9 protein-coding genes are annotated in these 9958 nt (G+C 66.0%); 1 reads left to right on the top strand and 8 read right to left on the bottom strand.

Translation table 11 applies throughout. The features are described 5' to 3' along the window. Positions 1-82 precede the first annotated feature (82 nt). The 7 genes from OTB19_RS39860 to OTB19_RS39830 form a co-directional block, all read right to left on the bottom strand. Positions 83-223, bottom strand: coding sequence for a hypothetical protein (locus tag OTB19_RS39860; protein WP_267803690.1), 141 nt, complete (start codon positions 221-223; stop codon positions 83-85). 4 nt (positions 224-227) lie between these two features. Then, entirely contained in the window at positions 228-2264 is a 2037-nt protein-coding gene (locus tag OTB19_RS39855; RefSeq protein ID WP_267803689.1) for a hypothetical protein, read from the bottom strand. A 71-nt stretch (positions 2265-2335) separates the two neighbouring features. Continuing rightward, on the bottom strand, positions 2336-2566 hold the full coding sequence (locus OTB19_RS39850; protein WP_267803688.1) for a hypothetical protein: 231 nt from the start codon (positions 2564-2566) through the stop codon (positions 2336-2338). 380 nt (positions 2567-2946) lie between these two features. Further along, positions 2947-5418 (bottom strand): ATP-binding protein, encoded by a 2472-nt coding sequence (locus tag OTB19_RS39845; protein ID WP_267803687.1) that lies wholly within the window; start codon positions 5416-5418, stop codon positions 2947-2949. An 89-nt stretch (positions 5419-5507) separates the two neighbouring features. Next, positions 5508-6077 carry a hypothetical protein gene (locus tag OTB19_RS39840; RefSeq protein WP_267803685.1) on the bottom strand — a complete coding sequence of 190 codons (570 nt, stop codon included), beginning with the start codon at positions 6075-6077 and terminating at the stop codon, positions 5508-5510. A gap of 4 nt (positions 6078-6081) precedes the next feature. Further along, the gene (locus OTB19_RS39835; protein WP_267803684.1) at positions 6082-6339 is read right to left on the bottom strand and encodes a hypothetical protein; all 258 of its coding nucleotides are present in this window, start codon (positions 6337-6339) and stop codon (positions 6082-6084) included. Positions 6340-6426: 87 nt separating this feature from the next. Next, the gene (locus OTB19_RS39830) at positions 6427-7311 is read right to left on the bottom strand and encodes a conjugal transfer protein (protein WP_267803683.1); all 885 of its coding nucleotides are present in this window, start codon (positions 7309-7311) and stop codon (positions 6427-6429) included. Positions 7312-7730: 419 nt separating this feature from the next. Between OTB19_RS39830 and OTB19_RS39825 the strand changes: the two genes are divergently transcribed. Next, complete coding sequence (locus OTB19_RS39825) at positions 7731-8159, top strand: helix-turn-helix domain-containing protein (protein ID WP_267803681.1); 429 nt, start codon at positions 7731-7733, stop codon at positions 8157-8159. A 400-nt stretch (positions 8160-8559) separates the two neighbouring features. Here OTB19_RS39825 and OTB19_RS39820 read toward each other — a convergent pair. Continuing rightward, a partial coding sequence (locus OTB19_RS39820) for a type IV secretory system conjugative DNA transfer family protein (RefSeq protein ID WP_267803679.1) occupies positions 8560-9958 on the bottom strand: 1399 nt, incomplete at its 5' end.

The following is a 9958-nucleotide window of genomic DNA, read 5'->3' as shown; positions in this document are numbered from 1 at the left end:
TCAACCGCTCACGCGCCGCCTGTCTTTCGGGCGTGTACCCGCCCCCCTGCGCATACCTCATCCCCACGGCATACCGCAGGGATCAAGGACCGTCATCACCCACGGCAACTACGAGTTCAACCTGAGTACGGCGGCGGGGAGTCTCCTTGACCTCATCGGGATAGGTGAAGTTCGCGAGGATCTCGCGCCATTCCTCGGGGGTCGGTTCGTCTTTCTGGGCCATTGGGTCAGCCCCTCCGTGCGGACGTTGCCGCAGTGCGGGAGTTGGTCGCACTCGCCCCGGGTCGGGGCGGTGGCGGACTGCTCATCGGCCGCCGCTCTGTTGGGGCGGTCTGCCTCGTCGGAGGCGGCGTACTGCGGCGACCCGGCCGTGACGGTGCTGGCGGCTTGTTGGGCACGCTGCGCACAACAGTGGCGCGGATGTACGGCAACCCCTCGGCACTGGCGGTAGGCGTTGGGGCCTGCCGGAACGCGTAGCCGGGGGCGGCTCCGGCCTCGGCGCGCGTGGTCGAGCTCGCGGGTGGCAGAACACGACCTGATACCGCGCCCTCAGACGAGGACGATCCCGTGCCGACGCCGGCGGGAAGTGCCGGGCGGGGCTTCTGGGCGGGAACGGACGGGCGGACGGCCCCGGCTTCCACTGCGGCGCCTGCGGGTCGAGGTTCGGGCCGGACGCGTTCCATGGTGACCGTGGGGTTGATCGTGCCTGCGGCCGTGTTGCCGGCTCGGGGGTGGGTGCCCGCCAGACTGCCGGCGGAAGGTTGTCCCGTAGCCCCGCCGGTTGGCAGCGGCCGGGCAACGGGCGGGCGCTGCGGGGGAACGCGCGGGGTAGTCGGTACGCCGTTGCCCATCTCGGGAGGCGTGCCTCCTGGGCCGCCCTGTCCGCCACCGCCGCCGGGTAGTCGTCGGCGGCCACCACCGGGATTCGATCCCTGGGGACGGTTGGCTCCGCCGCTGTTGCGACGCCGTTTGCCGCCACCGCCGTTGAGGAGGCGCGAGGCGACGAAGCCGGCGAGCATGCCACCCGCGGTGCTGCCACGGACGCCGAAGATTTGAGCCAGGACGGATCGGAACTGCATGCCGACGATGGCCGCGGCGATGGCCAGGCCGCTTGTTGGGAGCCACCCGTACTCGTCGAAGAGAGTCGTTGTTGCGACCTGTAGGGAGAGCACGGCGCCGAGTACCAATGTGGCGATGAATGATTCGAGGGTTCGGGCGAGTAGCTGATCAAACCAGCTAAGTCCCCATTGCCTCGGCCTTCCTGGGATCACCCAGAGGCAGGCGAAAATTACGCCGGTCAAGAGCAGGAAGAGTGCGCCGATAAAGCTCGCCAGGGAAGTGAAGGCCAGGATGATCACTAGAGCCGCGAACAACACGACGTTGATGAACGCCGGGATCGTTACGGCGACGCGCCCCCCGGGGTTGTGCCCCTGCCGCCACTGGACGGAATCTTTACCGACGGCGGCCTCGGTGACGTGGCCTTTCAACCATTCTTCCCGCTCGTCCCTGTCACTCCCCTTTTCGAGTACATCAGCGCCGTATTTCTCGCATGCTTCCCGCGAGCCAAATTCGGCCACACACCAGGGAGTCGCAACGTATGCACGCCATACGGCGTCGTTGGACTTCCTGATCATGTCCTCGCGACCGGTTCCCGTGAATTTTGGCTCATGGGGAGTCTTGAACGGAAATTCTGCTTTCCCGTCACCGAGGCCCGCTGATGTCGCGTTCATCGCGACATCGGCGCCGACCTGCCGAGCCGTCCCCAGTCCGTCCACCCACACTTGCGGACTGGTCAGGAGCGACACGGAGAAAACGCCGGAGATCAGCACCCATGCGATCTGCGACATGCCTCCCCCGCCGCCGCCTTTTTTGTGTTGAACAAAGGCAACGAGACCGCCGACGGCAAGCGCGGTAGGCAGAAGCGTTAGAGACAATCCCTTGGCGGCGCCGCCAATGCTGCCGGAGATGGCGTTTTCGAGAGCTGGGATGGACGTGAGTTGAAAGATCCATTGCACGATGACGATCGCGGCCGAAGCAACCACGACGGTCAGCAGCATGAAGAGATCGGCAATTCCGTGGAATGTCGCCTCGAACGTGTCCCCCCACCCGAATTGCTCGTCGAGAATCCAGACGTGTTGACTGCTCCCGTACGTCTCGTACAGGGTTCCCCCGCCATCGGGAATTGTGAGTTTTGGTGACGGCATGAGGTCGCCAACACCGAGCGGTTTGATTTCGCCTGCATGCGCCTGCCCCGCAAATACCATGAGCGAGGTGTACGCGAACAGGATTGGAATTACCACGTTCCTCGGACGCGGCAGTCTACGAATTAGCACTCTTACCCCCCAGAAAGAGCGGTGCGAACGGGTGAGCCGTGGGCCACGTCGGCATCACTCACGTCCTCGTGTTGATCGATGACCCAGGCGCCGGACTCCTTGATGAGTCGCAGGGCGCGCGTTGACTTGGTGGAGGGCTTGCCGGGCCACTGGACGGAATAGGTGATCAAGACTCCGTATCCGGCCGGGTGCCGGGTGGTGGCTGGCACCTCGACGACGTCCGAGGCTGTCACCGGCCCGGTGTCGGCTCGCTCAGGTCCGCTCGTCGTCGGTGTGGGCCTTGCCTGCGGGGTCGAACCGTCCGCGTACCGGGGCGGCTCAACCGTTGGCGTCGGGCTCGACTCCGAGGCCGAGGGTGACGCCGATGGGCGCGGCGCGTCTTTCGCGACGCACTCCTCGACAGTGCCGCCGAACCGCAGTCGCGTAGACGTCAGCTCGCAGCGCGCACGCCAGTCCTGACGGTTGGTGGCTTCCTGGTAGGAGCGAGCGGCGGCAAGGATCGCGGCGGCAGGCTCCTTCCCTGTCCCCTTGGCCGTACCGTCGTCGGACGAGGAGCATCCGACCAGGAGTAAACCAGCGGCGGCCGTCGCCAGTACCGCCATTGCGCGTCGCTTCACACGTCCACCTTTTCCATGGTCACGGCGCTGTCGTTTCCGCCCTGCGTCGCCTTGGGGGTTGTGTCGAGGAGCGCCAGGAGCTCGTCAGAGGGGACGTCCCACTGCACGGTGGCACAGCTGAAACGCCGGTCTCGGATGATGCAGTGCCCGTGCCTAATTTCCCGGTCGGGCAGTAGACCGACGTCTTGAATCAGATCGCGGGTGTGCTGGTTCTTGGGGAGGCCGAGGAGTTGGGCCAGGGCGTCCTGTTGCTCTGGGGTCGTGAGCTGGAAAGCGGCAACTGTGGTGAGTTGCTCGATGACACCAACGAGCTTGACGAGCGATTCCGGGTCCTGTGTGTCGAGGAGGAGCGAGGTTGCCAACGCCCGGCCCACACGGGCGATGTACTGAAGGAAGGTTGCCCCTTCGCGGGTGGCGGTGAGAACGTGCACCTCCGGAACACAGACTGCCTTGCGGAGGCCGCGGAGATCGCGGCGGCCGGCGGTGGTGACCCCGTAGGCGAGCATCGAGTGCATGAGCGCCACCGAAAGCCGCTGCATGGGGTTCCACTCGCTCCGGCTGGAATCGGCGCCCGGCAGAGCGAGGCCGGGCATCTGCACCACCCAAATTCCCGGCTTGGGTTCCAGCGGCGGGGCCTCGCCCGTGGGCCGGCCCATGAAGGGTGCGCCGAGCGAGTTCTGACTCAGCTCGTAGAGAGCCTCGCCGGTTTCGCGTGCGAGCGGGTCTTGCATCTGCCGGAGGTACTCGATCACCTTCCAAGTGGCGGGGTCACCGGCCTTGATCACCGCGTTCGTGGCGTGGGTGATGGGGGTCTCGGCGCCGCGCTCCCGGAGGTGTTCGGGTGCCGCGATGCTGAGTTGCGCCGGGACTTCGCCGCGGGCGACGTCGATTCCGCCCTCAGCCCCCAGGAGGGTGAAGAGATCGACCGCGCCGGCGAAACGGGGCCCCGTTTCGATGAGGTGTGCGTTGAGGCCGTACCGGCGGGCGGCGGACACGACGCCCCCAAGGTCACCCTTGAAATCCAAGGCCAAGCAGTACGCGCCGCGAAATCCCGCATCGAGCATGGAGAGCATCATCGCGGTGGTTTTACCTCTGCCCGACCTTCCGACGTACGCCGTAGTGGTCGCGTCACCCCGGTCCGATCCGGCGGTGACATCGTTGCGGAACACGCCGGGCGTCGACCCGGTGAGATATCCGACGATGGGTCCGGTGTCGTCGCCGACCTGCGCGCCGCCCCACCACCATGAGCCGGTGAGGGCGGTGACATCGCGAATGTGGCCGAGATCGGGGACGCGTACTTGATCACCGGGCTGAGATTCGAGCCAGAGCTCGCGCTGTTCCTCCTCGCCGACCGAGACCTCGATCCCGGAGCCGCCGTAGTGGGTGATGACGGCATCGACCCGGGCGCGGAGGTCGTCGAGTGAGGTGGTGCTCGTGACAACGATCCGCGGGTGGTCCTCGACGAGTGTGAGGTCCTCGCGCCGCATTTCGCGTGTGAGCTCGGCCATCACCTCCTCCGTCTCCTCGATGTCGCGGCCGGGTTCCTCGGCGCTCTGCTGGGCGGCGGATCGCCTCTGTTCCTTCGCGAGGCGGCGAGCCTGATCGACCTTTTTGAGCGCCTCCCGCTTCGGCTGGACTCGAAACCGAACGCTGGCCTCGGGGCTCACGGGCAGGATCAGCGATGCGGGGTCGATGTCGTCGGGGAGTTCGTCGTCGGGGATATCCGGCACGTAGTTGATCTCTGAGAGTGTCCTCAACCATTCGCCGGCGCCAGGAATCTCCATCTGCTCGGGGAAGCCACTCATGGTCAGTACGGACACCCAGGCGGACACCTCGCCGTGGGCGTCGATCACGCGCAGGTGGTCCGGGTGGGGGTAGATCCGCCCCCGGGTGAGCGCGGCCAGTTTGGCGCCGCTGATGACGCCGGCTGCGGTCGGCGCGGGAAGCGGGGCGTTGCGGTGCTGCTCGCGACTGATCATCCAGGTGAGCATTTCAACCGAGGCCGGTACCGCCTTCCATGGCGAGGACTCCAGTCGGCGCCCGAGGCGTCGCATCTGGGCATCCAACTTCGCCAACTCTCGGGCTCCGAGGCTCGCGGAGTTCAGGCCTAGCCCTTCTTGCATGCCGCGCCGGCTGAGTGTCTGGGCCTGTCCGGTGCGTTCGGTGAGGCGTACACCGAGGAGGAGGTGACGGGTGGGCAGGCCGATCTGTTCGAGGCGGCGAACGCGGAGCTCGGCCCACTCGTCCCAGGCACCCGCGGTGAACATGCCGGCGGCTGCCTCGGCCGCGTAGTCCTCGGCGTGCAGAGGGGACCACAGAACGCGGAGGTGGCAGTCGTACCCGGCGAGAGTGCGCGCAAGGGCGGCGTTCGCGGCATCGAGCTCACCATCTCTGGCGCTCTCGCTCATGAGGTCGGTGTTCGAGGAGGCGAGAACGTACCAGGCCTCTGCGTGGGTGTCGGTGCTCACGAGTCCGTCGGCGAGCGCGACGTACTGCGGGGCCGTGGCCGAGCGGTCTCCACCGACACCGAGGAAAGTGCCGACCCTCCGTAGGATTTTCATGCTTCCCCCTTCTGGTGCTGCTGACTGATCTTGCGGCCGTAGGCCTTCGCGACGGCGTCGGGCCCGTAGAGCCGAGGCCGTGCGGCGAGCCGGATAGGCCCGCCGGCACCGGCCGGGGCGGCGTCCTCTGCACCGAGCCATCGCTCGACGAGTCCACCGAGAGGCGATTCGAGGAGGAGCTCGGTTTTACCCGCCCACCGGTCACGACGCGGGAGCCACTCGCTTCGGGAGGCGGCACGGCGCCCGCCGCAGATGATCGGTCGGTGGCCGAGGACGAGGTATCGAACACCGATGGCCCATCCGGTGATGTTCCACCGGCGCTCGATCCCGTGGGACCGCTGCGTGCCGTAGACGGCGGTGATCAGCGGGGGCAGGAAATAGAGCGTGAACGTGATCTCGTTGGGGAGCCCGAACACCAGAAGGAGGGGGCCCGTCCAGAGCGCATAGAGGATCAGGCCCAGGATCAGGGCACGCCTCGGCGCTCCCTCGCCCAGGTCCATCCCCAGCAGTTCATGTTGTCTGGTCTCCAGGTCGAAATGCCTGGTGTAGGTGTGTCCGACGCGCATCAGGTCAGGCCGTCCCCGCGACCTTGCCCCACACGGCGGTGAGGACGTCCTTAACGACCAGTGGGGCCCACACGATCGCGCCGACGAACACGGCGGCCACGACGAGGGTGACCATCTCTCCCCACTCCTTCTTGATGAAGTGGCCCAAAGCGCGGATGGCCAGGAACGCCATGAACAGATTCCCGACGACGATCAGGATCCAGTCTTTGAGGCTCTCGCCGGTGGTGAGTGGCGCCGCGAGCTCGACGAGGTGGTGTTGCACGAGATTCCCCCTTGGGAGTGGTGTTGGCAGGCTGGCCAGCGGATATGACGGCCGCTCATGTTCTGTGAGCTGGGCACATAGCGGCGGTCAGAGGGAGCCGCCGCGCACCTCGGCGACCTGCCACCGCTGCGCGTCGGCGCTGGATACGCGTGTGAGCTCGACGCGGTAGACCTGTTCGACGGTCGCGCCGCCGAGCGTCCAGGCGACGACGGCCGTTCCGAAACGGTCCCCGTCGCTCCCCTTGTCGGCGGACCACGACGTGAGGCCCTTGTACGCGATGCCGTCGGGAAGCGGCGGCACCTGGGCGCCGGGGGCGGTGACGGACTCGACGTCGCGCCCGGCGAGCGCCTCGAAGAACTTCGCGACGGCGGGATTCGTCAGCGTGCTCAACTCGGTATCCACCTCACGGGCGGGAAGGTCGGGCGCCTTCGGGCCGGCGGCGGGAATGCCGACGAGGCCGGGGCGTCCCGCGACGACGACGCGACCGGACGTTTCGACGACGGGCACCTCAAGGCCGACCCACCGGGCCGCCGCCGGGGCGGGCTTGCCGTCTCCGGACTGTGCCGCGGCAGGCTGAATGAGAACGTCCACGCGCACACGCGCCTGATGCTCCCGGTCCGGTGTGACAGTGCCAGGCTGAACCGTGAGCACGTCTTGACGGCCGTGCCCGTCCCATCCCATCGCGGTCTCGGCGCCGGCAGGCAGGACCGACGCCAGGAGTGCGGCCCGCTCGGATTGCTTGCTCTCATCCCAGCCGAGATAGGAGCGCGCGAACCGCGCGGCTACGGCCTGGGCCTCAGCGTCGGGGTAGGCCGCAGAGGTCTGTGTCGGAGTGGATTGAGGCGCTGGCGCCTTCGCCGGAATGACCCACGCGCGCACCCCCGTCACGGCGGCGAGGATGAAGACACCCCAGACAAGCCCGCGCCCCAATCGACGAGCGAACACCGCGCCGGACCTCTCGTCCTGCGGCACCCAGGGTCGGATCGGCGGGGCGCCCGGCGTCGCCTTGGGGGGCGGTGCTGGACGCGTCGTCTGTTGCTGAAGTTGGGCGCCTGCGGCCTCCCAGGGGTTCGCCGGTCCTACTGCCGGGCCGGCACCCTGCCGCGAAACACCGGCCGGCGGTTTCCCTTTGGTCTTGCTCTCCCCCGTTGGCTCCGGTAGGCCCATGACCTTCCGGGCAATCGTGGCGATCGACGGCACCCCGTAACCTCCCCCGCACTCGGCCCATTTGGGCCCATGATGATCGACCTTATGCCGGTCGTGATCAAGGCGTCAAAGAAGTTCGTAGGAGACGGCGGCGCCGTTGGCCGTCTCGTGGAGAGTGGCCCCGGTTGATGATCACGGACCGCTAGAGTGCCGCCGCAGATACAACGAGAGGGAGGGCGCGGCGGGTGCGCATACGTCGTGAACGGCTGCGGGAGCTGCGTCGAATGCACGGTTGGACTCAAGGACAGGTGGCCGCTGCTCTCGAATGCTCGCGTGCGACTGTTTCCACATGGGAGACCACCGGCGGAATGCCGAGGCCTGCCAGGCTGCAACGCCTCGCCGATCTCTTCAACGTCCCCATATGCGAGATCATCGACGAAGAAGACACACCTCCACTGCGCCGCCTGCGAACTGCGGCGGGTTTGCGGCAGAAAGACGTAGCAAAACTCCTCGGAGTGGGTACACCAACGTATTGCGATGTGGAAACCGCCCGCCAAGGAGTTCCCGAGAGGTGGATCCCGATCCTCTCTGAGGCGTTCAACGTCACGACTGATGCGATCATAAATTTAGCGCGGATTCGCATTCTAAAATCCGGAAGGGGCGGGGTTCACTGACCCCCACCCCTTCCTTTTATCCAGGTCGAGTTACCACTCGCCCCAGAGTTCCGCACATTTTCTCTGAATCGCGTCGATCGATGCACCCGCCCCGCCGGACAGGATGATTCCCAAATTAGACCCGTCCGGCACGGACGACAATCGACACAGATTCTCGGCATGTGCAACGAGGTCGCCGATCAACCGATTTGCACGATCGTTCCCGACGGGCGGAATGGGCCACCTCATTTGCCACCCTGCACCGACGAGTACGGGAGGCGTATCCGCGTATTCGATAGTGGCGGACACCCAAATTCGGCATTCCACTAGATCAAGGGACAGAAAGGCGGAGCCCCCGAAATCTAGCGGCTCGCTACTATCGGTCAGGTATTCTCTTCTGATCTCTTTCCGTGCGACATCATCAGGCACCTGAGGAACCTCCCTGCGTCTGATCTGAAGTGACCTTTCGCGCGCCTTGGGCGTTTGCGTTCTGCCATTTCTGCCACGCGTCCAGCCATGCCGAGAGTTGGTCCGCCGTGTAATGCAAGGTCTGACCGTCGGGAATCCCTTCCGGGATCGCGATCCCTCTTTGTGCGCCTCGCTTGAAATACGTCCGCGTGGTGGCGGCCTTCCAGGGGAGAATTCCATTCGCGTGCGCCTCGGCCAGGCTGTACGCCTCGGGTAGATCCTCGTCCTCGTCCACTGGACCGGGGGCAGGATAGGGGGCCCCGGCGGCTGTCGCGCCTACTGTCGCGCCTGCTGTCGCGTGGGCGGCTGTCGTGGGGTGTGAGCTGGGCAGACTTGCCGCTATCCCCCTGCCTGACGGCAACGCGACTCCAGGGGCGTGCTTGCCTCCGGGAAGGAACGCCGCGGTGGCCGCGATGGCGTTGACCTCGTCGAGGATCTCGGGAGTGATCCACGGAGCCATATCTCCGGAGTCGAACCATGCCGGCGCCTGGGGGGCCTGTCGGAGATACTCGCCCACCAGGGGAGTGATGTAGCTCGGCTGAATCTCCCGAACGTAGAGATAGTCCGCGTCGGGATCTTTCCTCTTGTCTGAGTATGCGCCGCGCCCCGGGATGTCGACGTCGAACCCAAGAACCGGAGTGCTTTGCCCGAACGCCACCCCCCAGGAAACCCGATCCTGTTGACCGACTGCAATCCTCGTGCCGATCTGCGCGCGCTCCATCGTGCCACCGAAAAAGGCGTTTGCGAATTGCTGCGTTCCGACCACGACACGGTGATTCGAGGACCGGCCTTGCAGAAGAATGACGCCGAGCCAGTCAAGGAAGGGCGGGGTTCCCTTGCCCTTGATTCCGTAACGCCACCAAATATAAGCGAGCTTGATCAAGGTGGGTAGTTCGTCAATCACAAGGGTGCGGGGAACGAGCTGGGCCCTGAGCGCAGGATCGGCCCCTTTTTCCGCCGCCGCCTCGGCCGCCGTCATGGACGCCAAGAACTCGGCGAATGCACCGATGCACTCTCGAACGGTTTTGTGAATGCGCACACCCGAGAATCCCTCTGCGGCGGCAAGGCTGTTCCTTTTCGTATCGAGAATGTCGATTAGCTCACCGTTCAGACGCCCGTGCACCACCGGAATATAAAGGACGGTCGATTTACCGGAACCCGTGTCTCCGGAGACACCCCAATGCGGTGTGGCGGTTTGAGTCTGCACCACCGCATCCACGATGGAATCGTGACTGTTTTGGACGGCCGGTGAGCTGCGGCGATGTGGTGCGAGGTGGTCCTGCGGGGCCGGTAGATTGACCTTGTGACCGATGCCCCGCCGCAGCTGCCCTCGTACGAGGAGTTGGCCGCGC

This window comes from Streptomyces sp. H27-H5 (assembly GCF_026627505.1).
GTDB lineage: Bacteria > Actinomycetota > Actinomycetes > Streptomycetales > Streptomycetaceae > Streptomyces.
The sequence above is the reverse complement of the archived record's forward strand: the minus strand, read 5'-3'. Positions and strand labels throughout refer to the sequence as shown.

Bases quoted from the DNA above. Each gene is read 5' to 3' on its own strand.
- OTB19_RS39840 (WP_267803685.1), bottom strand. From the start codon at position 6,077: ATGCGCGTCGGACACACCTACACCAGGCATTTCGACCTGGAGACCAGA.
- OTB19_RS39855 (WP_267803689.1), bottom strand. From the start codon at position 2,264: ATGGTATTTGCGGGGCAGGCGCATGCAGGCGAAATCAAACCGCTCGGT.
- OTB19_RS39860 (WP_267803690.1), bottom strand. From the start codon at position 223: ATGGCCCAGAAAGACGAACCGACCCCCGAGGAATGGCGCGAGATCCTC.